The organism is Alterinioella sp. (genome assembly GCF_058343375.1).
This window is the reverse complement of record NZ_JBTUJH010000089.1, coordinates 1-20,862: the sequence shown is the minus strand read 5'-3', so window position 1 is coordinate 20,862 and position 20,862 is coordinate 1. Positions and strand designations below refer to the sequence as shown.

The window sequence follows — 20,862 nt, the reverse complement described above, 5'->3', positions numbered from 1 at the left end:
TCATTTCGGTGGAAAACTCGGTCCAGCAGGACGCCGCAATGGCCGTGCGCATTCGCGAGATCATCCAACAGCTCGACGGCTATGATGCTGTCGCCGTCTATGTCTCCGACGGGATCGTCACCCTGCGCGGCACCACATTGGACGCCGCCACTGCCGAGGCCCTGAACGGGTTGGTGGCCCGGGTCGAAGGCGTGGTGGCGATCGAAAACGAGGTGGCCGAAACCACCGATGTGATAGAGCGCCTGACGCCTGCGGTGGAACGTCTTTGGATCAGGTTCGAACAATTCACGGCCTTCCTGCCGCTCTTGCTGATTGCCATTCTGGCGGGTCTCGCCGTGATCTGGATCGGCTTTTTCATTGCGCGGCGTAAAAACCCATGGGACAGATTGGCCCCCAACGCTTTCATCGCCGATATCTACCGCCAGATCCTGCGACTTTTATTCGTGGTTCTGGGCATCGTTCTGGCGCTCGATCTGTTGAATCTGACCGCCCTTTTATCCACTATTCTGGGCGCGGCAGGCATCGTCGGTCTGGCGATCGGTTTTGCCGTGCGCGATACGGTGGAAAATTTCATCGCCTCGATCATGTTGTCGATGCGGCAACCTTTTCGCCCCAAGGATCTGGTCGAGATCGAAGGCGATACCGGCCGGGTCATCCGCCTGACCAGCCGCGCCACCATCTTGCTGTCACCCGATGGCAACCATATCCGCATCCCGAACGCCACCGTCTTCAAGGCGCGGATCGTGAATTTCACCCGCAATGACGAACGCAGGTTCACCTTCACCCTGGGGATCGACCCCAATGCCGATATCGCCGATGCGCAGCGCATAATCCTGTCGGCTCTGGGTGAACTGCCCTACCTGCTGGACAGTCCGGGGCCATCGACCTGGGTGGGCGATGTCGGCGACAGCTCGATCACCATCACCGCGGCGGGGTGGGTCAGGCAGCATGAAACCGGTCTGTTCATGGCCCGCGGCGAAGCGATCCGCCTGGCCAAGGCCCGCCTGGAAGAGGCCGGCATCACCCTGCCCGAACCCACCTACCGATTGATCACCCAACCCGCCGACAATGGCCCGGCTGCGGCGTCTTCATCGACCAGGCCCCCGACCAGGCCCAAGGCCGCGCCGGTGCTGGCGCAACCGGTTCACGCCGACGAGGCCCAGGAGCTAGAACGCATCGTCGATGCCGAACGGGCCGAGACAGCGGCGGATGATCTGCTGGCGCGTGAGGCCCCTCAGGAATAGGCATGAGGGCGGGCTTTTTTGCCCGAAAGGTCTTGATCCCACGCCCCACCTTGCGTAACTAGCGCTGCATAGTTGGGGTGTGGCCTAGCGGTAGGGCAACAGTTTTTGGTACTGCAGATCGTAGGTTCGAATCCTACCACCCCAGCCAATCCTTCCCTCTGCATTCTCTGGAAATACAACACCGACCGACATGTCATGTGCTTTGGCGGGATCACCCCTGCCATGAAACTGAAAATGGCGCGTAGGTCTTCAGGCGGACCCCGTTAACAATGGCGGGGCTTCGCGCAGGATCTCGTTTTGAACGAGGGACCACCGGGGGCAGATCACAGCCTCGAACCCGGCAGCAGTTCAGTCCTCGGGCTCAAACGGCTAAGCTGCTTTCAAGCGGGCGTTCCAGGCTTCGACGATCTGCTGGCTCAACTCCATGGGATCGAAAGGCTTTTCGACGATGGCGAGCGCTCCGTCCACCCGCAAATGCGATAGAAAACTTCTCTCGACCTTTGCGGTCATGAAAATGACCGGCGTGCCGGCAAGCTCCGGCATTTTCATCAATTCATGCCAGAGTTGTTCGCCGCTCATTTCCGGCATCATGACGTCCAGCAACAAAAGATCCGGTCCGAATTTGGGCGCAACGATGAGAGCCTCTTTGCCTGACGCACATTGCTCCAGAATGAACCCGCCCACCATTTCCAGCGACATCTGAGTGATCGTCCGGATATCCTGGTCATCATCCACGTGCAGAATTTTCTTCAGGTCGTTCATTTTATCCTCTTTCGCCTAGCCGTTGCTGACCATATCGGTTTTCTGGTGAAGTAAATTTGTTTCGTTTCGACTTGAGGGACTGTTCGATTCGATGACCGTCAGTTCCGGTCCTCCGGCCAAACTGGGCAGGTCGAAATAGAAAGTCGTCTCTTTCCCGGGGTCGCTTTCATACGAAATCCTGCCATGGTGACGGGCGACGATCTTCTTGCAGATCTGCAACCCCAGGCCAGTGCCTGATCGGGTCGTTCCATCAGCTGCCGAAAACTGGGTGAAACTGTCAAATATCGTTGCCCGCGCTTCTTCCGGCACACCGGGCCCGTTGTCGGTCACGTAGACCCGCAAGGTTTTTCCCCGGTTCCTGACGCCGACGTGAACGGTGCCGCCCGGCGGAGAGTATTTTGCCGCATTCGACATCAGGTTCGTCATCACCTGCATCAGCCGGTCGCTATTGCCCGCAACCAGGGCGCGCGGCGGCAAGGGGTCATATACAAAGCTGACCCCAAGCTCGTCGCCGAACACCTTGTTGATCGAAACGGCGTCCATGATGAGTTCCGCAAGGTCGGTTTCTTCCAACGTGAAATCGACCTTGTTGGCATTTATTTTTTCAAGAACGAGGATGTCATTGACCATGTCCAGCAAACGGTCGCTATTGCGCGACGCGATGTCGATCATGCTCTTGATATCGTGGTTCAATTCACCTGCCACACCGGATTGTATCAACCGCAGGGCACCCTTGATGGAGGTAAGCGGCGTGCGCAATTCATGGCTGACCGTCGCCAAGGTGTTCATTCTCACCGCTTTGAGCTTTTTGCGCTCGGAAGTGTCTCGAAGAACGGAAAGGAAAACATCGTTCTCATTCGGGCCGACAGAAATTCGTGTGCGGATCTCGACCGGGCCCTTCTCATGGGTGACCTCAATCGACACGACGTTGCGGCTCCCATCCATCAAAGGCGCGACATGCGCCCGAAAAAGGGGGACCGAGAAATCGGCCGCCGTATCCGCGATTGTCCTGCTCCGCGCTTCCTCGGCAGTCCATTCGCATCGTGCCAGAGCTGCCTTGTTCATGTAGGAAATCTTCAGTGTATCAACGTCATACAGAAAGACCTCGTCCTGAAGTTCATCAAGCATACGGGTCAATTGCCGCTGAGATTCGTCCATCCGTTGTTGAGTGATATCCGTGCGCAGGCTGACCGTGTGAACGTGGATTCCCTGATCATCGAAATGCGGCAGGATCGTGCTCATCATATGGACGGTTTCGCCATTGGCCCGGCGCAGCGACTGTTCGCCCGACCAGACCAGCCCATTTTTAACCGCATTGTGGACATCAGAAAAACGGGAGGCTGGATTGGCTTCGCCCAGTTCAACCGACGTAGCCTGTTCCACAACCGCGGGACCATAGAGAATCGCGGTGCATTTTCCGATGATTTCTTCGCTGGAATAGCCGAACGCGTCCTCAAAGTTCTTGTTCACCTTGAGAAACACCCCGTCACGGTCCGCAACGCTCACAATGGAATGCTGGTCGATCGCAGAATCGAGAAGTCGGATCTCATTATTGAACCGATGTTGCAGTTTCTTGATTGTCTTCGAATATCTCCGCTGGAGGATCTTGTGAGCTGCGACCCAGCCGCCAAACGTGCACAGAGCAAGTGCCAGAATCGCAAACCCCAGCGTTGACATCGACAGGTCCGAAAACCCTGATGGAAGCACGGCCAACGATTGGAAGGTTTCGGCCGCTCCAGAGGAAAAGGGATAGGTCGCGCTTACGATAAGCGTGATCATTCCGGCCCTGGATGGTCTATTTAGGGTCATTGGCGTTACCTGTCCCGAATCTCATACAACTGGAGTTGGCTTCGGAATATTTCTAACCCTGCAATCGGTTCTCTTTCGGTCCCAAACGTGATGTTATTATGGCTCTTTTCTTGCGGCTGCCCAAATTTTGACCGACAGGGGTTTTGTAAAATTCCGTAAAGTTTTCCCCTTATGCCGTTGAATATAAAAGAAAACAGACTGAACGTCCTTGAACTGGAGCCAGGCTCGATGCAGTTGTTCCGAACGCCCAGGTGACCCTAGGCCGCCGCTTTCAACTTTTCATGCAGCGGCACCGAAAACTTGAAATGCGAGCCAAGGCCGACTTCACTTTCAACTTCGATTGTCCCGCCATGCAGGTCGACCAGGCGCTTGCAGATCGACAATCCCAGCCCAACGCCCCCTTCAGAACGCGTTGACGAGACTTCGAGCTGTTTGAACCGCTTGAAGACCGACTCGAAATCAGATGCCGGAATACCGGGGCCGGTATCTTCAACGTGAAACCAGACATTGTCGCCGCTGATGTCGGCCCAGAGCCGCACTTCGCCCGCTTTGGTAAATTTCACCGCATTTGCAACCAGGTTGATCAGGATCTGACGCAGCCGAAGGCGATCAGCCTGGACCAGGAAATCATCGCCAGTTACAGTCAATTTCAGTGCCTTCCTGCTGGCGAGTCCGGCGAACTGTTCGCTGATTTCGTTCAAGACTTCCCCGACCGGTATCTCTTCGTAATCCAGCTTGATTTCGCCACTTTCAATTTTGGACAGGTCCAGGATCTCGCCCATCAGGTCCAGCAGATGTTTGGCCGACGCTTCCGCACGCGTGGCTATAGTCGCGGAGTTCTCAAGCGACTGGTCAAAGAGCATTTTGACTGCGTCTTGATCGCCAATCTGTTCAGTCAGTTGCTCTCGCAATGCGATATTGGCCTGAACCTTCTCGGGTCTGGCAAGGAAAGCCAGATAACCCAGGACAATCGTCAGCGGTGTCCTCAGTTCATGACTGATCAGGTTCAAGAACTCGGATTTGGCCTCACTTGCGGCTTCCGCATCAAGCTTTGCGTTCTTCAACTCGGTGATGTCAGTGCTTAGTTCGACCAGCCCGCCATCTGCCGTCTGCTGCCTGGAAATTTTCAGCCATGTGTCATTGCCCAACCGACGTTCGACCACGCCGTCCGAGGCGTTATATTGCGCCATCTGCTCGGCAATCCATCTGGCCTTGCGATCGCCACCAACGGGATTTCTGTCCTGTGCCGCAGGCCTCCGGACAATACCGGGAAACCTCTGCCCCGGAACCAGAAACTCGGCAATACCCGCGTGTATTTCCTTGTAGCGGTGATTGCACAGCACCAACCGTTCATCGGCGTCAAAGAGGACGAAGCCGTCATCGATCGATTCGATCGCCAGAAGAAGCCGCTGCCTTGCTCTTTCCCGTTCAAAAAACATTCGAATGAACGATAGGGAAATGCTCAGGAATATGAGGGAAATGGATATGACAAGGATCCGGATCAGCGACAGGTTTGGCGCCACGGTCAGCCAACCACCGGTCGGGGCCAATGCCAGTTCCCATTCCAGGCCCTGCAGGCTGATGGGAAGGGTAACGGCCCCGGCTCTGAACAGATCTGGGTCACCAAAAAACACTTCTCCCAGGTCACTCGACGACACCACACGCCGGATCGACAATTGCCACAAGTCTTCAGAATCCATCACGCCGCTGGCCGCCAGAAAGGCCTGGAGTTCAACGGCGATGGCAGTCACGCCCCAAAACCGGGAATCCCCGGTGGTGGCGAGATCAATATCAACCGGCGTGCGCACAATGATGCCGTCACCGCCCTGCACCAACGGTCGCGGACCTGAAAACACCGGCAGATGATACCGACGAGCCCGCTGAATGGCCGCCAGGGTGACAATATCGTCGCGGTAGTCCAGCCCAATCACGTCCCGGTTGGGCTCGAGCGGATACACATACCGCACGACCAGGTCGGGTGCCGCCGCGATATTCAGAACCTCAGGGTATCCAACGCCGACATTCTGCGCCATCGTTAAAAATTCGGCTTGCGACATATCGGGACGGTCGGCCAGGATGGCCGCAATGCTTTCAGAGAGAACTCCGTAGCTGTCCAATGTGTTCTCGACTTGAGATCTGACATGTTCGGCATATTCGATGGCATCCAGCCGCTGTTCTGCCAGCCCGTTGCGATAATCGGTGCGGATGAGGGTCACGAATGCAGCGACCGCGATTGACCCGACGAAGACGACAACCAAAAGATTCTGCCCGGATTCTGCCCGACAGAAGCGGAGGAGCCCGCTGAATAGTTTGTTAATGAACACTGGCTTGCCCCGCCCTTTTTTTGTTCATGCCGTTCCGCCCAATTGACTTATGGATACTGGAACACATCTGTTTTCGACCAGTCATTTTACCTGTTGGCCTCTCGAACTCATACTTCAACCAATGGAATAATTCGGCTGCACACGCTCCATTTCATCAAGCATATCCTCATACACAGGCGCAGCGACCTGCCAGAACTCATTCAGATTTGGGTGCTTGCCTGCGGTAGAGAACTGATCCTCTGCCAATGCCGCAAGGCCTCCCAGTTGCGCGAACCCCAAAGTAGGTGCCACGCCGCGAATCTTATGTGCCATCATGGCAACCGCTTGAGCGGCCTCAATGCCGTTGGGGCCGTTCAAAATGTGGGATTTCAGATGTTCGAGATCGCAGATGCGTTGATCCAGATCGAACAGGAAACGTTCACGGACCTCAGCCAGAGCCTTATCGAACGTTTCAGATTGCCCACTCATCATGTTGCAGCCCCCGCCTTCATTTCTGGAAGATAGAGCTGGCAACAGATTGCGCCTGCACTGACTTGTGCCGGGCCGACAACAGCGCGGCGTCGATCGGCGCAGTCGACGATGCAAATGTCAAAAGGGCATTGCCGCACGGTTCTCCGACGCAGATATCAACCGACTGACCCGAGCCGGCCAGATGGAACTCCCTGAAGGGTTCGATGAAATCCTTCAGGCGGTCCTGAAACTCGTCAGGGTCTATCGGGGATTTCTTGTCGATCAGCGCAACAAATTCTCCGTTGCCCGCGTAAGACAGCAAGAACCGCCGCGTCTTCAATCCGTCTCGGATCGCAATACCGACATCCTGAACCATGTCGAGATAGTCTCTTGGGTGTGAATTGGCGAAGAACCGGGCAGCGCCCATGATGTGAAACCCGACGGCCAGCCACGCATTGGAACGGAGACTGCCGAGAGTCAGCAGGTAATTCTGCATAGCCAGAAAACCCATGAGATCTTCGACCTCAGGCAGCGCGATCGGATCCGAAAAACTGAGCCCGACCTGATCGACAGAACTTGTCTGAACCTGCCAGGTCAGAGCCTCGATCTGCTTCTTCTCGGTGATCGAGTTAAAGGCGGAACGCATCCGCGCGTTCAGTTCCACATCATTGATCGGTTTGGTAATGTAATCCGAGGCCCCCGCGCCGAATGCCTGGTCGATATATATCCGCTCGGACAGGGATGTCAGCATAAGGATCGGCGTGGACGCATATTTGGGCATGCTGCGGATTTTTTTACAAAGTTCAATGCCGTTCATGCCGGGCATTTGAATGTCCAACAGGATGCAGTCGAACTGCTGGTCCGGGTCACGCAAAAGCCCAAGTGCTTCGGCACCAGACTGGGCACGGATGTTTTGCTGATATCCTTGACACGTAAACAGCGTGTGCAAAATGTCGAGGAAGATCACCTCATCATCGACCGCAAGGATACGCATGTTCTTTTGTGTTTGCATGATCGGACTTCCGCAATTCGTGTCACTGGTCATCAAGTTGCTATTAACTATATTGAAGATCATGGCCAAACTTTGACCAAAAGGTTAACGTGGGCACATATTTCTTACCAGTTGCCAAATCACGTTTCCTTTCCGCCTTCCGGTGATCAAACCGTCGGTTTCATAACGTCCGGCCAAATACGTGTCGGGTCGGCATTCCTGAATGGAACCGCATGGCATCACTGCGTCCTGAATGCCCCTCAGCAGCGATCTCGCCATGAAATGCACGGATCGCCCAGAGCCGGTGATCACCGGGATGGAACATGTAAGAAGAGACGTTTGGAATGGGCGCATTGGCCATCTGATCAGGTCCAGGTGCCCGCGTCGAAAGGGCATCCACCCAACCGCCTCTCGATATAGGGACCTGATTTCGGGCAAACTCATTCGATCAGCGCCCGTATTAACCATTCTTAATCAATTCGGATCGGACCATCTCAATTTTTTCTTAATGTTAACGCATTGTTTGCCAGAAAAAGATGAAAACCGGAACTAGCAGTAGAAAGATGCATGTTGGAATTGGGCCGGGCAGGTCCGGTGCCACGCCTCCAACCGCTGCTCAGACGTCAGTTGAACGTTTCCACACGAGGAGAGAGAGCCTTGAAGATTTTAGCGGTAGATGATGACCAGCATTTCCTGGATCTGTTGGTCGCAGTGTTGGGCGACGCGGGATATCGCGATGTCGTGTGTGCCGGATCAGCGGAGGAAGCATTGAGTGTCGTGAACCAAAAGGATGCGGATTTCGACTGTTTCCTTCTGGACGTGGAGATGCCCGATATCAACGGCGTCGAGCTGTGCGAGGACCTGCGCTCAACCATACGATTCCGCGCTACTCCCATTATCATGGTTACGGCGTTGCACCAGAAATCCCTGATCCAACAGTGCTTTGATGCCGGCGCGACCGATTTCCTGAACAAGCCGCTGGATGGTCTCGAACTCGGGGCCCGGATCCGGATGGCGAGAATGCTGAACGATAGCCTGAACTCCGGACAACAACTGACGATGAGCGAGTTCAGCGTCAGTTGCCTGTCCGAAGATCTTGCTCCGGAAACCGAACAACTGCCATCGATGGAAAAGGTTCGGGGCCTGACAAACTCGCATGTCATCGAGAACCACATGCTGCGAAACCGCAGCGGCTATTACATCCTGCATGTTCTGGGCTTCAAGGTTCAGGGGTTTGATGCTCTCGCGGAAACCCTGTCGCCAAAGGATTGCAGTGACGTCCTCGGCGACGCGGCCCAGGAAATCTCGAGATCACTCAAGAACTATGAATTCTCCTTCGCATATCTGGGTGGTGGCCGGTTCATCGGCCTCGTTCAAGGCAGGCGGTTCTGGACGACAGTCAATGTGATTGACGAGATCCTGCAGGCTTTGCGAATTCCACGGGCAAACGCGTTGAGCCTGCATGGCGTCTCGGTTGGAGTGGCATCCCTGTCCGATCGGAGATTCTGGACAGCCTCTCAGACCGCCGACGAAATCCGGGCCTATCGAACCTCATTGACGCAATTCGATGAGACCACTGGCCGGTCGCATCAAGTCGAAGAAGAGACCCAACCGCACGGTTTTGAAATGTCCGAAACCTGATCCCTCAGCTGCGCTTCGACATTCACGGAATACCTGAATATCCGTTCAGTCCGCCAGAAAAGACTGAGGTGCCAGACCTTTACCGTCCGTGGGTGCCCTCGGGTGCAAGCGCAATATCGGGCTACCGCATTTCTCTGCGCCGCTATGGCACCCGACCCCGGGCTGGCATGGCGTGCGCCCCTTAGCCGAAGTCAGGCGCAGGCAGGATCTGCGTGGTGCAGGTGCCAAACCCGATCCGGTACTCGCCGTTGCACTGGCCGGTCAGGGTAACGGTGTCGCCATCCTCAAGGAATGTCCGCGTGCCGCCATCAACCTGAAGCGGGTCACGCCCGTTCCATGTCAGTTCCAGCAGCGACCCGAAACTGTCCGCGGTGGTTCCGGAGATGGTGCCGGACCCCAGCAGGTCACCGGTCTCCATCGCGCAGCCCGATGACGCGTGATGGACCAGTTGCAGGGTCGAGGAATAATACATGTTCCTGTAATTCGTCCGGCTGATGACGGTCGGCGCACGCCCCTCAGGGGCCAGCGATATGCTCATGTCGATATCGAAATTATTGGGGCTGTCCTCGGTCAGGTAGGGCAGCAGCGGTTTGACCCGCTCAGGTGCGGCGGTGCGAAACGGCTCCAGCGCCTCGCGCATCACCACCCAGGCGCTGATCGAGCTGCCGAAAGCCTTGGATTGAAACGGTCCCAGCGGCTGATATTCCCAAACCTGAATATCGCGGGCCGACCAATCGTTCAGCAGCACATAGCCAAAGATGTTGTCATAGGCATCCGCAGCGCTGACCGGCGTTCCCATCGGGTTCGGCGTGCCAATGATGGCCCCAAGTTCCAATTCGATATCCAGTTTTGCACAAGGGCCGAACCGGGGGCTGTCATCCTGCGGGCCCTTCAACTGGCCATTGGGCCGGTGAATCGGCGTGCCCGAGACCACCACAGTCGAGGCGCGCCCGTTATAGCCGATGGGAATATGCAGCCAGTTCGGCATCAGCGCATTGTCAGGGTCACGGAACATGGTGCCGACATTGGTGGCATGTTCCTTCGAGGCATAGAAATCGGTGAAACTGCGCACGAAAATGGGCAGGTGCAGCCTGGCATCGGCCTGCGCGACCAGCGGCAGGGACGTATCACCGCCCTCGGCATCCAGAAGGTCCGCGATGGCGGCGCGGGTGTCGGACCAAACGGGTTGCGGCAGCGCCATGAAGGGGTTGAGGATGCCATCGGCAAATACCGGCGCGGCGGCGGGCGTCAGGGTGCCAGCGGCCTCCAGCGCGGTCAGGTCAAGGATCCGGTCGCCGATGGCGACACCCACCCGCTTGTGCCCGCCATCTTGCGAAAAGACGCCCATCGGCAGGTTCTGAATGGGAAAATCCGTCTGGCCGGTATTGGCGCTTTCGACCCAGCTTTTGCGGGCGGGGTCATGGGTCTTGTTGCGTCCGGACATCGGTTCGCCTTTCATCTTGTTCATGAATGCGCCAGTCAGGGACCGCCGCAGGTTTCTCAGAAGTTACTCGCCGTTCCAGACCTTGCGGGTCTTGTCGAAATGGTTGCGCAGGGGCTTCCACACATCGGGGTATTTCACCTGCAACGTGTCCAGTTCCGCCGCGTATCTGGTCAATTGCTGCGGAAACCGGGTTTCGAACATGAAGGCAATGGTGTTGTCCAGCTTCTCGGGCTCCAGCTTTTTCAGCGAGGCCCCGTAGAACGCATCGGCATCGGGCCCGTGCGGCAGCATCATGTTATGCAGGCTCATGCCGCCCGGAACAAAGCCTTGCGGCTTGGCGTCATAAACGCCTTCGATCAGCCCCATGAATTCGGACATGATGTTCATGTGATACCAGGGCGGGCGAAAGCTGTCTTCGGCCACCAGCCAGCGCGGCGGAAAGATCACAAAATCGATATTGGCGGTTCCCGGCTCGGCGCTTGGTGCGGTCAGCACGGTAAAGATCGAAGGGTCGGCATGATCGTTGCGGATCGGCCCGACCGGCGAGTAATGCCGCAGATTGTATTTATAGGGCGCGTAATTGCCATGCCAGGCCACCACATCCAGCGGCGAATGGTCGATCTCGCAGGCGTGGAACTGGCCGCACCATTTGACGGTGACACGGTGGGCGGTGCCGTCCTTTTGTTCATAGGCCGCAACCGGGGTCAGAAAATCGCGCGGATTGGCCATGCAATTGGCCCCGATCGGGCCGCGCTCCGGCACCGTGAAGGCCCCGCCGTAGTTTTCGCAGATATAGCCGCGCGCCTGGGCGTCACCGTTCAGCAGCACCTTGTATTTCAGGCCGCGCGGGATGACGATGATTTCACCGGGGCCCGCGTCGATCACGCCCATCTCGGTGAAGAACCGCAAATGCCCGACCTCGGGCACGATCAGCATTTCACCATCGGCGTTGTAGAACACTTCCCTGTCCATGCTATCCGTCACGGCATAGGTGTGGATCGCATAGCCCACCTGCGTCAGCACATCGCCGCCGGTGGCAATGGTGCGGATGCCGGTCAGAAACGTGCCGGCATCATCCGGAATGGGGGCCGGATCCCAGCGCATCGGTGCCAGCGGCAGCCCGCTTTCATCAACCGTGGGGGCCGATCGGAAATATGGCAGGTCGATACGGGCCATATCGCTGATATGCTGCACCGTGGGCCGCATCCGATACAGCCAGGTGCGTTCATTGCTGGCGCGTGGCGCGGTAAAGGGCGTGCCCGAAAGCTGTTCGGCATAGAGCCCATAGGGGCAGCGCTGCGGGCTGTTCTGCCCGATCGGCAGCGCGCCTTCCTCGGCCTCGGTTTCAAAATCATTGCCGAAACCGGGCATATAGCCTTCGTTGTATTTCGCCCGGGATGTCGCCCGGACGAAGTCTTCTGTTTGTTTGGTCATGTCATGTTTCCCAATCGTCCCAGACCCCGCAAAAGCGGGTCGCGCGCCTCAGACCTTACCCAATTCTTTCTTATGCAGCCAATCGGCGTGTTTCGGGGCCTTCTTGGTCCGGCTCCATTCCTCCAGCATATCCCATTTCACCGCATCCATACGCTTGAGCATGTCCTCTTCCTCGGGGTCGGGGCAGGCCAGTTCGACCCGGTGGCCATTGGGATCGAAGAAATAGATCGAGTGGAAGAGGGAATGATCCGTGACACCCAGAACCTCGACACCCTTGGCCTCCAGATGGTCCTTGAACTGCATCAGCGTGTCACGATCCTTGACCTTGAAGGCAATGTGCTGAACCCAGATCGGCGTGTTCGGATCGCGGCTCATCTCGGGCTTGGTCGGCAGTTCGAAAAACGCCAGCACATTGCCGTTGCCGGCATCCATGAAGATATGCATGTAGGGATCTGGTTCATGGGTCGAGGGCACGTGATCTTCGGCAATTGCCAACACGAAATCCATGTTGAGCATCTCGTTATACCAGGTCACCGTCTGCTTGGCGTCCTTGCAGCGATAGGCAACGTGGTGGATTTGTTCGATCTTCATGGGATCACTCCTTTCCTGCGGCAACAGCAAGCGCTTCTTTCAGCACATCACGGTCGCCAATATGATTGGCCAGCGTCAGGATCAGCCGGGCGTTGAGCGCGGCGCTGTCCTGGTCGTCCAGACCCTCGTGAACCGCCAGAAGTTCGGCATAGAACCCATCCGGGTCGGCAATATTGGGTTTGGTGTTCAGATGCGCCATGGCTCAATCCTTTCCGCAAGCCTTGCGCAGGGCGGCGCGCAGGGCGGTTTCATCAAAGCTGTCCCACCGCGCCGCGACATGTTGATCGGGGCGGATCAGGTAAACCGCCGATCTGGCATCGCCCAGATACCGGGCCGCCAGCCCGCCACTGGGGTCATCCCTGGCCGAGACCGCCAGCCGCGTGGCCTGCACGCCATCCTCCTCAACCATTTCGGGGGCATCCGCGTCGATGGTCAGGATGGTGAAGCGATTGCCAAGCTGCGACAGCAGGAAACCGTCCCCCAGCGGCGCATCGGGGCAGACGCTGCCGACACGGGCACCGTCCGGGCCACCGGTCAGGGCATCGGGGCCATTCAGGCTGAGCCCGTCATAGGTGCAGGGCACGCTGAGCCTGCCGGAATTGACCAGCGGGCGGGCAAATTCATGCTTCCCGGACAGCTCCAGCACGGCATTGCGGAAGGTCTTGCTGATGGCGGATTTGGGCGTGATGAAATCGGTGGCGCGGGTCGAATTCAGGATGTTTTCATCGGCCCCGAAACCGCGTTCCTCGGAATAGCTGTCCAACAGGCTGTCGGGGGCCAGGCCCGCCATCACCAGCCCCAGTTTCCAGCCCAGATTATCGACATCCTGCATGCCGGAATTGGCACCGCGCGCGCCAAAGGGCGACACCTGATGCGCCGCGTCGCCGGCAAAGATCACCCGGCCATGGCGAAACTCGGTCATCCGGCGGCATTGGAAGGTATAGATCGAGGACCAGACCATCTCATATTCCACATCCTCCCCCAACATGGCGACCAGACGGGCGTCGATATTTTCCTGCTGCAATTCCTTCTCGCGGTCGATTTCCCAGCCAAGCTGAAAGTCGATCCGCCAGACCCCATCGGGCTGCTTGTGCAACAGCGCCGAGGCGCCGGATTTGAAATGCGGTTCAAACCAGAACCAGCGTTCGGTCGGGAAATCGGCCTTCATCCGGATATCGGCAATCAGGAAATTATCCTCGAAAACGCGGCCCTCAAAACCCTGGCCCAACATGGTGCGCAGCGGTGAACTGGCCCCGTCGCAGCCGATCAGCCATTCGGCCTCGACCTTGTAGGGGCCATCGGGCGTCATCACATCGATCACGACATGATCGGCATGGGGTTGCACGGCATCGACCCGGTTGCGGCCCCGGATCTCGATCGGGGCACCGGCCTTTTGCGCGGCCCAGACCCGGTCGATGATGAAGCGTTCGAACAGCGGCTGTTGCAGGTTGATGAAGGCGGGGAATTTATGGCCCTCTTCGGGCAGCAGGTTGAACTCGAATACCTGCCGGTCATCATGGAACACCTTGCCCACATTCCAGACCACGCCCTTGTCCAGCATCGGCTCGCCACAACCATAGCGGTCGGCAACCTCCAGGCAGCGTTTGGAGAAACAGATCGCGCGCGACCCCATGCCGATGCCCTCATGGTCATCGAGCACCAGAACCGGGATGCCCTGCAGCCCCAGATCCAGCGCCATGGCCATGCCGATCGGCCCGCCGCCCATCACGACAACCGGGTGGCGCACGGGCTGGTCCTTGTCCTGATCGGGCACCCGCGCATAGGGGTAGAGCTTGAAGGCCAGGGAATATCGGTCATCGAGCATTGCAGTTTCCTCCCTTTGGTTCAGCGGTTTACCCTTGCAGGGCGGCCCACATTTCCTTGTCACGCGCCGCCGTCCAGATACGCGGCGTCTCGATGCCCAAAGCCTCGTCATAGGCGCGCGCTACGTTGAAAGGCAGGCAATGTTCGTAGATCGCGTAATCCTTGAATTTCGGGTCGCATTCGGCGCGCACCGCGTCCCAGGCCTCTTTCAACGTGCCGCCGCCCTGCGCCACCCGCGCCGCCGGGCGGTAGGTGGAGGCCACGAAATCGCCGGTCGCATCCAGCGCCGCATTGACCATGTCGCGCCCGATCAGCGCGTCGCCACGGCCGGGCGCGATGGCATCCAGATCGTAGGCGCGAATATTGTTCAGGGTCTGGTGCCAGTCACCGAAATGCCCGTCGCCGCAATAGCAGGCCGAATGGTATTCAACGATATCGCCGGTAAACATCACGTTCTGATCCGGCACGTGAATGACCGCATCGCCCGCCGTATGGGCGCGGCCGACCTGCATGATATCGACCCGGCGTTTGCCCAGATAGACCGACATCCGGCCGGTGAATGTCGTGGTCGGCCAGGTCAGGCCGGGGATTTCCTCATGGCCCTCGAAAAGCCGCGGGAACCGGTCAAACTCGCTGTCCCAATCCTCCTGACCACGTTCCACCACCATCGACCTTGCCTTGTCGGACATGATGATCGTATCGGCCCCGAATGCCGAGGCCCCCAATACCCGAACCGCGTGATAATGCGTCAGCACGACATGGCTGATCGGCTTGTCGGTTACCTCGCGCAGTTTTTCAATCACCATGCGCGCCAGGCGCGGCGTGGCCTGCGCCTCGACGATCATCACGCTGTCATCACCGATGATCACGCCCGAATTGGGATCGCCCTCGGCGGTAAAGGCATAAAGCCCCTCGCCCACTTCGGTGAAGCTGATGGTCTTTTCTGCCATATCGCCCTGGGATGCGAAGCCTTTTGCCATGTCTGTCTTTCCTTGTTTGTGCAACGAATTACCGAATCTACTTGCGATGTTACACGTTTTGGTTGCATATGTGACTATTGATTTTGTAACTAACAAGGGTTCCATGGGACTTACGCTCGAAAAATTCCTGCCCTACAGGATGTCGCGCCTGTCGGAAGCGTTGAGCGCCGAGATCCGCCCGGTCTACAAGGACAGGTTCGGCCTGAACCGGCCGGAATGGCGGGTTCTGGTGGCGCTGGCCGATCTGGGCCCGACCACGGCCACCGCGATTGGCAATCACTCGGCGCAGCACAAGACCAAGGTCAGCCGGGCGGTGCGGTCGCTGGAATTGCGGCGCTGGATCCGGCGCGAAACGGTGGTCACCGATCGGCGCTCCGAGATCATCAGCATGACCGGCATGGGCCAGCGCGCCTATTGTGATCTGGTGGGGCCAATGCGCGCCCAGGAAGCCCGCATTCTAGATCGGATCGCGCCAGAAGACCGCGCCGCGCTGGATCGCGCCCTGTTGGCGCTCGAGGCTGCAATCGGCGTCGCCACCGACTGAAGCCTTGCCCAAAGCTCTGGCACCCGCCACCATCAGGCAAATCGGCGCAGGAGCATATCATGGCTGAACAATCATGGATGACCGAGGACACAAGGGCTTATTCCGATACCGTGCGGCGGTTTCTGAGCGCGGAATTTCAGCCCAACCGCGACCAGTGGAAAGCCGATGGCTGCATCCCCAGGGCGTTCTGGAAAAAGGCTGGCGATCTGGGCATTCTGGGCGCGACCATTCCGCAGGCCCATGGCGGGCTTGGCCTGTCATACCCGTTCGACGTGGTCACCATTCTGGAACAGGCCCGGATCGGCGATAGTGGCTGGGGCTTTTCCGTCCACAACATCGCCACCCATTACATTGCGGAATATGGCACCGAACAGCAGCGCGCGCGATGGCTGCCGCAATTGGCCAGCGGCGATATGGTGGCAGCGATTGCGATGACGGAACCGGGCACCGGGTCGGATCTGCAGGCCATCAAAACCGCCGCCATTGCGGATGGCAATGAATACCGCATCACCGGGTCCAAAACCTTCATCACCAATGGTGCCAGCGCGGATCTGATCATTCTTGTGGTCAAGACCGATCCGGGATCGCGCTCAAAAGGTGTGTCCTTGATGGTTGTGGAAACCAAGGGGCTGGAAGGGTTCAGCACCGGCCGCAAGCTCGACAAGATGGGGATGCGCCGCAATGACACCGCCGAGCTCAATTTTGAAAACGCCCGCATTCCGCGCACGCATCTGTTGGGCGATACTGAGGGGCAGGGTTTCTATCAACTGATGCAGCAATTGCCCTGGGAACGTCTGATCCTGGGCTATGGCGCGCTTGGCGCATCCGAATGTGCGCTCAAGGTGACGCTGGATTATGTGCGCGAACGCAAGGCCTTCGGCCAGCGGATCATGGATTTCCAGAACACCCGGTTCAAACTGGCCGAAGCCGCCACCAAGATCGAGATCATGGCCGCCTTTCTCGATCGATGCCTGATGGAACTGGAAGCCGGAACCCTGACCGCCGAAAGGGCCGCGATGGCAAAATGGTGGGGCAGTCAGGCGCAATGCGAGATCGTCGATGAATGCCTGCAACTGCATGGAGGATATGGCTATATGAACGAATATCTTATAGCAGAACTTTACGCCGATGCGCGGGTGCAGAAAATCTATGGCGGCACCAATGAAATCATGAAGGAACTGATCGCGCGCGGGCTGGACCGGGACTGACGGGCGCAGCGCGATCTTTATGGGCACCGCCATGCGCCATGGCCCAACTTACAAAACCCGCCCTACCCCAACCTCCGGCTCAACCGCTCCAGCATCCCCAGACATGCATCCAACTGGCTGATCTCAAGATATTCATCCGGCTTATGGGCCTGATCAATCGAGCCCGGCCCGCACAGCACGACCGACATTCCCAGCCCCTGAAACAGCCCCGCCTCGGTTCCGAACGGCACCAGCCCCGCGCCATTTGCCCCGGTCAGTTCCATCGCCAGATCGCGCGCTTCGTTCTTTGTGGCGGGTTCCAGCCCTTCAACCTCGGCGATGGTCTCGGCTTCAATCCCGGCACCCGGATGCACCGCCTGCATCGCGGGTATCAGCGTGTGGGTGCAATAATTCGCCAGATCCTCCTTCACGAAATCCGCATCCGATTTCTGCACCGGGCGCATCTCCCAATCGACGCGGGCGCGACCGGCAATGACGTTATGCGCCACACCGCCCTGCACCGCGCCGGTATTGATCGTGCTCCAGGGCGGCTCGAACCGGCTGGCTGCGGGGGCGCGGGCCTGCAACTGGTCTTTCAACTCCAGCAAACGGCCGACATAGCGCGCCGCGTATTCCACCGCATTGACCCCCAGATCGGGCGATGACCCATGCCCCTCCATGCCGGTGAAATGCGTCGAATATTCATAACAGCCCTTATGCCCCTCGATCACCCGCATGCGTGTCGGCTCCCCCACGATGGCCAGCTTCGGCAGCACCGCCCGGCCACGCAATTGTTCCACCAGCGCCTGCGCCCCCAAACAGCCGGTTTCCTCATCATGGCTGAAGGAAAAATAGATCGGCCGGGCCTGCGCGCGTTCTGCAAAGAGAGGGGCCATGGCGACGGCGGCGGCGATGAACCCCTTCATGTCACAGGTGCCGCGGCCATAGAGCCTGCCCTCCGCCTCATGCATGTCAAAAGGGTCGCTGGCCCAGGTCTGATCGGCGACCGGCACCACATCGCTATGGCCCGACAAAAGGATGCCGCCCGCCACATCCGGGCCGATCCGGGCCCACAGATTGGCCTTGGTGCCGCTGTCGTCATGCAGGATCTCGACTGCGGCCCCCGCCCCCTCCAGCCGGGCCGCCAGATGGGCGATGATGGCAAGGTTGCTGTCGGTCGAAACCGTGGGAAATCCGATCAACTCGGCCAGCAAGGCGGTGGTTTCCGGCAAACCGGTCATGGTTTCACGAACAGTTTGCGCTCGACATCCGACAGCACCTCAGGCCCGCCGCTATCGGTGATCACGATGGTTTCGGTGGTCTCCAGCCCCCAGCTCTCCATCCACAGCGCGGGCATGAAATGAAACACCATTCCCGGTTCCAGCACAGTCGTATCCTCGGGCCGGATCGAAGCCGTGCGTTCGCCCCAGTCGGGCGGGTAGGACAGGCCGATGGCATAGCCCATGCGCCCCTCGCGGTGGATACCGGCACGGGCCAGAACCGCCATGAAGGCATTGGCGATATCGCAGGTCCGGTTGCCGGCGCGCGCCGCCTCCAGCCCGGCCTCGATGCCTTCGATCTGGGCGGCTTCGGCGTTCCGCACCTCCGGCCCTGGCCGGCCCAGAAACACGGTCCGGCAGAGCGGCGCATGGTAGCGGCGATAGACGCCGGACAACTCAAAAAACGTGGCTTCGCCTGCCCGCATCTGATCACCGTTCCAGGTCAGATGCGCGGCGGTGGCATCCAGGCCCGAAGGCACCAGCGGCACAATGGCCGGGTAATCACCCCAGATATCATCAACGCCGGTTATCGCGGCATGGTAGATCGCCGCCACCAGATCATTCTTGCGCAGACCCGGCTCCGCCTTGTCGATCGCGACCCGGGTGATATGCGAAGAAATCCGCGCCGCCTTCCTGATAAAGCCAAGCTCGGCCTCCGATTTCACCAGCCGCTGCCAATTGACCAGCGCTGTCGCATCCTCGATCCGTGCATCGGGCAGCTCGGCCAGCAGAACTTCATGCGCCTTGGCCGAGTAATAATAATTCTCCATCTCGACCCCGATGCGGGCCCGTTCCAGCCCCAACGCGCGCATATGCGCCGCCAGATCCTGCATCGGGTGGCGCTCGGTCGATTGCACATAGTGATCGCCGTAACCGACAATCTGGTCGGCCTCCATCCAGCAGGTCCGCCCGGCACCGACAGCATCCATTTGGCGCCCCCACCAGACCGGCGCGCCTTCCTGCTTCAGGATCACGCCCTGATGGACATAGAAGGACCAGCCGTCATAGCCCGTCAGCCAGGCCTGGTTCGACGGATCGGTGACAAAGATCGCCTCCAGCCCGGCGCGTGCCATCGCGGCGCGGGTCAGGGCAATGCGGCGGTCATATTCGGCGGTCGAAAACGCGGTGGCACCGGCGGGCATGGCTTGATCCTTTTGCAAAACACTCGCCGCCACGCTCAGCCATATCACGCGGCCGGGCAAGAGCCTTTTGGGACAGACCCTTGCCTGATTGCGACCAATGAGCCAAAGAATGCACTACCCCCCAATGGCCCATGCCCATGTCCCTGCTGATCCTTTTCAACAAACCCCATGACGTGCTGTCGCAATTCACCGACAAGGGCAGCGCCGGCACGCCCCGGCGCACATTGTCGGATTTCATCGACCTGCCCGGCATCTATCCGGCCGGACGGCTGGACCGCGACAGCGAGGGGTTGATGATCCTCACCGATAACGGCCCATTGCAGGCCCGCATCACCAGCCCGCGGGCAAAAATGCCCAAGACCTATCTGGTGCAGGTCGAAGGCAGGCCCGATGCGGCCCAGCTTGCCGCGCTGGAAAATGGCGTCACGTTGAAAGATGGCCCGACCCGCCCGGCCAGGGCGCGCCTGATCGAGCCGCCCGATCTCTGGCCGCGCACGCCTCCGGTGCGGTTTCGAAAAACCGTCCCCGATGCCTGGATCGAGATCACCCTTACCGAAGGCCGCAACCGTCAGGTGCGGCGGATGACGGCGGCGGTCGGCCTGCCGACGTTGCGCCTGGTGCGCTGGCAGATCGGACCCTGGCGGCTGGACGGGCTGGCCCCCGGGCAATGGGCACATGGTGCAGCATGACCGGTGATTTACACCCCGCCCGGCGCGGCATGACAAGACACCGCCTGCACAAACTGTCCTGGCTGATCCTGGGCTGGTCTTGTGTCGTGCTCGGCTTCATCGGTGTGGTGCTGCCGGTGCTGCCGACGACGCCCTTCCTCATTCTCGCCGCCTTCGCTTTCGGCAAAAGCTCCCCGCGATTGAAACAATGGCTGCTGGATCATCCGATCTTCGGCGGCCCGATCCGCGATTGGGAAACCAACGGTGCGATCCGGCCGCGTCACAAGATCCTGGCCTGCACGGCGATGGCCCTGATCTTCATGGTCAGCCTTCTGTCAGGCTTCGGCCCGGTGATCCTGCTGGTCCAGGCGCTCGCAATGGGCGGCGCGGCGACCTTTATCCTGACCCGTCCAAACGGCGACTGAGCCATATTTCATCTTGGCTGAAATACCTCGGGGGTGTGGGGGCAGGGCCCCCACCCGGGGGGGGGGGGGCGGCGCAACCCCCCCCCACACAAAAAAAAAAAACCGCCCAAGGGGGCGCCCCC

At 58.9% G+C, this 20,862-nt stretch carries 19 protein-coding genes and 1 tRNA gene; 7 read left to right on the top strand and 13 right to left on the bottom strand.

Annotation, left to right across the window (positions count from 1 at the left end):
- The coding region (locus tag ACW8PS_RS12960) for a mechanosensitive ion channel domain-containing protein (protein WP_491527877.1) at nt 1–1,244 on the top strand (1,244 nt) is incomplete at its 5' end.
- Between the two features lie 73 nt (nt 1,245–1,317).
- A tRNA-Gln gene (locus ACW8PS_RS12955) sits at nt 1,318–1,392 on the top strand.
- Nucleotides 1,393–1,613: 221 nt separating this feature from the next.
- Here ACW8PS_RS12955 and ACW8PS_RS12950 read toward each other — a convergent pair.
- The 5 genes from ACW8PS_RS12950 to ACW8PS_RS12930 all read right to left on the bottom strand — a co-directional run bounded on the left by ACW8PS_RS12950 (nt 1,614) and on the right by ACW8PS_RS12930 (nt 7,634).
- The gene (locus ACW8PS_RS12950) at nt 1,614–2,006 is read right to left on the bottom strand and encodes a response regulator (protein WP_491527875.1); all 393 of its coding nucleotides are present in this window, start codon (nt 2,004–2,006) and stop codon (nt 1,614–1,616) included.
- Between the two features lie 15 nt (nt 2,007–2,021).
- Complete coding sequence (locus ACW8PS_RS12945; RefSeq protein WP_491527874.1) at nt 2,022–3,785, bottom strand: ATP-binding protein; 1,764 nt, start codon at nt 3,783–3,785, stop codon at nt 2,022–2,024.
- A 287-nt stretch (nt 3,786–4,072) separates the two neighbouring features.
- Nucleotides 4,073–6,139 carry an ATP-binding protein gene (locus tag ACW8PS_RS12940; protein WP_491527872.1) on the bottom strand — a complete coding sequence of 689 codons (2,067 nt, stop codon included), beginning with the start codon at nt 6,137–6,139 and terminating at the stop codon, nt 4,073–4,075.
- Nucleotides 6,140–6,253: 114 nt separating this feature from the next.
- Nucleotides 6,254–6,610 (bottom strand): Hpt domain-containing protein, encoded by a 357-nt coding sequence (locus ACW8PS_RS12935; RefSeq protein WP_491527871.1) that lies wholly within the window; start codon nt 6,608–6,610, stop codon nt 6,254–6,256.
- Nucleotides 6,611–6,626: 16 nt separating this feature from the next.
- Nucleotides 6,627–7,634: a response regulator gene (locus ACW8PS_RS12930; protein ID WP_491527870.1), complete on the bottom strand. Its 1,008-nt coding sequence runs from the start codon at nt 7,632–7,634 to the stop codon at nt 6,627–6,629.
- Nucleotides 7,635–8,237: 603 nt separating this feature from the next.
- On the opposite strand from ACW8PS_RS12930, the gene ACW8PS_RS12925 reads away from it, so the two are divergent.
- Nucleotides 8,238–9,221, top strand: coding sequence for a response regulator (locus tag ACW8PS_RS12925; protein WP_491527869.1), 984 nt, complete (start codon nt 8,238–8,240; stop codon nt 9,219–9,221).
- Between the two features lie 181 nt (nt 9,222–9,402).
- Here the strand turns inward: ACW8PS_RS12925 and fahA are convergent, their stop codons facing one another.
- The 6 genes from fahA to ACW8PS_RS12895 all read right to left on the bottom strand — a co-directional run bounded on the left by fahA (nt 9,403) and on the right by ACW8PS_RS12895 (nt 15,494).
- A complete protein-coding gene (gene fahA / locus ACW8PS_RS12920) occupies nt 9,403–10,665 on the bottom strand; it encodes a fumarylacetoacetase (protein ID WP_491527868.1) in 1,263 nt (420 codons plus the stop codon).
- A 63-nt stretch (nt 10,666–10,728) separates the two neighbouring features.
- Nucleotides 10,729–12,099: a homogentisate 1,2-dioxygenase gene (hmgA, locus tag ACW8PS_RS12915; RefSeq protein WP_491527867.1), complete on the bottom strand. Its 1,371-nt coding sequence runs from the start codon at nt 12,097–12,099 to the stop codon at nt 10,729–10,731.
- A 48-nt stretch (nt 12,100–12,147) separates the two neighbouring features.
- Nucleotides 12,148–12,690, bottom strand: coding sequence for a VOC family protein (locus tag ACW8PS_RS12910; protein WP_491527866.1), 543 nt, complete (start codon nt 12,688–12,690; stop codon nt 12,148–12,150).
- Between the two features lie 4 nt (nt 12,691–12,694).
- Nucleotides 12,695–12,889, bottom strand: coding sequence for a DUF2783 domain-containing protein (locus tag ACW8PS_RS12905; protein ID WP_491527865.1), 195 nt, complete (start codon nt 12,887–12,889; stop codon nt 12,695–12,697).
- A gap of 3 nt (nt 12,890–12,892) precedes the next feature.
- Nucleotides 12,893–14,515 carry an FAD-dependent oxidoreductase gene (locus ACW8PS_RS12900; protein ID WP_491527864.1) on the bottom strand — a complete coding sequence of 541 codons (1,623 nt, stop codon included), beginning with the start codon at nt 14,513–14,515 and terminating at the stop codon, nt 12,893–12,895.
- 28 nt (nt 14,516–14,543) lie between these two features.
- Nucleotides 14,544–15,494 (bottom strand): MBL fold metallo-hydrolase, encoded by a 951-nt coding sequence (locus tag ACW8PS_RS12895; RefSeq protein WP_491527863.1) that lies wholly within the window; start codon nt 15,492–15,494, stop codon nt 14,544–14,546.
- Between the two features lie 103 nt (nt 15,495–15,597).
- On the opposite strand from ACW8PS_RS12895, the gene ACW8PS_RS12890 reads away from it, so the two are divergent.
- Nucleotides 15,598–16,038 carry a MarR family winged helix-turn-helix transcriptional regulator gene (locus ACW8PS_RS12890; RefSeq protein ID WP_491527861.1) on the top strand — a complete coding sequence of 147 codons (441 nt, stop codon included), beginning with the start codon at nt 15,598–15,600 and terminating at the stop codon, nt 16,036–16,038.
- Nucleotides 16,039–16,097: 59 nt separating this feature from the next.
- Nucleotides 16,098–17,246, top strand: coding sequence for an acyl-CoA dehydrogenase family protein (locus ACW8PS_RS12885; RefSeq protein WP_491527860.1), 1,149 nt, complete (start codon nt 16,098–16,100; stop codon nt 17,244–17,246).
- A 62-nt stretch (nt 17,247–17,308) separates the two neighbouring features.
- On the opposite strand, the gene argE is transcribed toward ACW8PS_RS12885, so the two are convergent.
- Nucleotides 17,309–18,466, bottom strand: coding sequence for an acetylornithine deacetylase (argE, locus tag ACW8PS_RS12880; protein ID WP_491527859.1), 1,158 nt, complete (start codon nt 18,464–18,466; stop codon nt 17,309–17,311).
- Entirely contained in the window at nt 18,463–19,647 is a 1,185-nt protein-coding gene (locus tag ACW8PS_RS12875) for a M24 family metallopeptidase (RefSeq protein ID WP_491527858.1), read from the bottom strand. Before ACW8PS_RS12875 ends, argE begins: the two co-directional genes overlap by 4 nt.
- Nucleotides 19,648–19,784: 137 nt before the next feature.
- Between ACW8PS_RS12875 and ACW8PS_RS12870 the strand changes: the two genes are divergently transcribed.
- Together ACW8PS_RS12870 and ACW8PS_RS12865 are read left to right on the top strand one after the other, a co-directional pair.
- Entirely contained in the window at nt 19,785–20,336 is a 552-nt protein-coding gene (locus ACW8PS_RS12870; RefSeq protein WP_491527857.1) for a pseudouridine synthase, read from the top strand.
- Nucleotides 20,333–20,740 carry a YbaN family protein gene (locus ACW8PS_RS12865; protein ID WP_491527856.1) on the top strand — a complete coding sequence of 136 codons (408 nt, stop codon included), beginning with the start codon at nt 20,333–20,335 and terminating at the stop codon, nt 20,738–20,740. Before ACW8PS_RS12870 ends, ACW8PS_RS12865 begins: the two co-directional genes overlap by 4 nt.
- Nucleotides 20,741–20,862 lie beyond the last annotated feature (122 nt).

Coding starts and splice junctions, on each gene's coding strand:
- ACW8PS_RS12885 (WP_491527860.1), top strand. CDS start 16,098: ATGGCTGAACAATCATGGATGACCGAGGACACAAGGGCTTATTCCGAT.
- ACW8PS_RS12865 (WP_491527856.1), top strand. CDS start 20,333: ATGACCGGTGATTTACACCCCGCCCGGCGCGGCATGACAAGACACCGC.
- ACW8PS_RS12905 (WP_491527865.1), bottom strand. CDS start 12,889: ATGGCGCATCTGAACACCAAACCCAATATTGCCGACCCGGATGGGTTC.
- argE (WP_491527859.1), bottom strand. CDS start 18,466: ATGACCGGTTTGCCGGAAACCACCGCCTTGCTGGCCGAGTTGATCGGA.
- ACW8PS_RS12930 (WP_491527870.1), bottom strand. CDS start 7,634: ATGACCAGTGACACGAATTGCGGAAGTCCGATCATGCAAACACAAAAG.
- ACW8PS_RS12935 (WP_491527871.1), bottom strand. CDS start 6,610: ATGATGAGTGGGCAATCTGAAACGTTCGATAAGGCTCTGGCTGAGGTC.
- ACW8PS_RS12950 (WP_491527875.1), bottom strand. CDS start 2,006: ATGAACGACCTGAAGAAAATTCTGCACGTGGATGATGACCAGGATATC.
- ACW8PS_RS12910 (WP_491527866.1), bottom strand. CDS start 12,690: ATGAAGATCGAACAAATCCACCACGTTGCCTATCGCTGCAAGGACGCC.
- ACW8PS_RS12945 (WP_491527874.1), bottom strand. CDS start 3,785: ATGATCACGCTTATCGTAAGCGCGACCTATCCCTTTTCCTCTGGAGCG.
- hmgA (WP_491527867.1), bottom strand. CDS start 12,099: ATGACCAAACAAACAGAAGACTTCGTCCGGGCGACATCCCGGGCGAAA.
- ACW8PS_RS12895 (WP_491527863.1), bottom strand. CDS start 15,494: ATGGCAAAAGGCTTCGCATCCCAGGGCGATATGGCAGAAAAGACCATC.
- ACW8PS_RS12890 (WP_491527861.1), top strand. CDS start 15,598: ATGGGACTTACGCTCGAAAAATTCCTGCCCTACAGGATGTCGCGCCTG.
- ACW8PS_RS12875 (WP_491527858.1), bottom strand. CDS start 19,647: ATGCCCGCCGGTGCCACCGCGTTTTCGACCGCCGAATATGACCGCCGC.
- ACW8PS_RS12870 (WP_491527857.1), top strand. CDS start 19,785: ATGTCCCTGCTGATCCTTTTCAACAAACCCCATGACGTGCTGTCGCAA.
- fahA (WP_491527868.1), bottom strand. CDS start 10,665: ATGTCCGGACGCAACAAGACCCATGACCCCGCCCGCAAAAGCTGGGTC.
- ACW8PS_RS12900 (WP_491527864.1), bottom strand. CDS start 14,515: ATGCTCGATGACCGATATTCCCTGGCCTTCAAGCTCTACCCCTATGCG.